A 759-nucleotide genomic window follows, 5' to 3' on the forward strand; every position below is an offset into this window, starting at 1 on the left:
TATACAGTTTGATATCACTCAAATCACGACCCATTACACCAGGTATTTCTATAAAAGCATTTGAATTATTCTCATCTATTATTTTAGTATTAGCTAAAAAACCTGGAGTTTTATCAGAAACACCAAGCATTGCTTTAACAGAGCCAAACATATAGTATTGAGAAGTATATTTTTCATCTACTAGATAGTAACCTTTTTCACCTCTTTTTTCCCATGCTTCTTTGACACTATTTGATATATTATTGTCATCTACCTTTTGAGCTACATAGTATAAACTTGCTGTCTGACCTAATCCAGGAACATCATCATAAGAGCTCATATTTAAATATGTGATATTATTTTTTTCTTTTACAAATTTTAGGCAACTATTACCTTTTTCAGATACGAATCTATCTTGACCTATGTATACATATTTATCTTTAGGTCCATTTTCTATGTATGGAGAAGATACTGTTAGAGTACCATTATCATTAACATCAACTTTTAGCATATTTGAAGAAGCATAAAGTCCACTATTTTCTTTTAAGTAACTTGGCATTTTGACTTGTTGTGGCTTACTAAATGTTTTATCAGGTTTTATTTCTTTAATTTTACCTTTTTCTTTTAATGCAGATAGTAAAATTTCTTGCCCAATTACTTCGTTAAGTTGACTACTTCCACCAGAAGAAACAACTGCAACTGCCATATTTTCATCTGGAAGCACTGTAAGATTACTATGGAATAATAAAGAATCTCCACCTTTTGTAAGTGCTTTTAGAT

At 30.0% G+C, this 759-nt stretch carries 1 pseudogene; it reads right to left on the bottom strand.

Annotated elements, in window-relative coordinates:
• Positions 1-759, bottom strand: a pseudogene (locus IC214_RS21285) (penicillin-binding protein); the annotation flags it as partial.

This window comes from Clostridioides sp. ES-S-0190-01, assembly GCF_020658275.1.
In the GTDB taxonomy this organism is placed as follows: domain Bacteria; phylum Bacillota; class Clostridia; order Peptostreptococcales; family Peptostreptococcaceae; genus Clostridioides.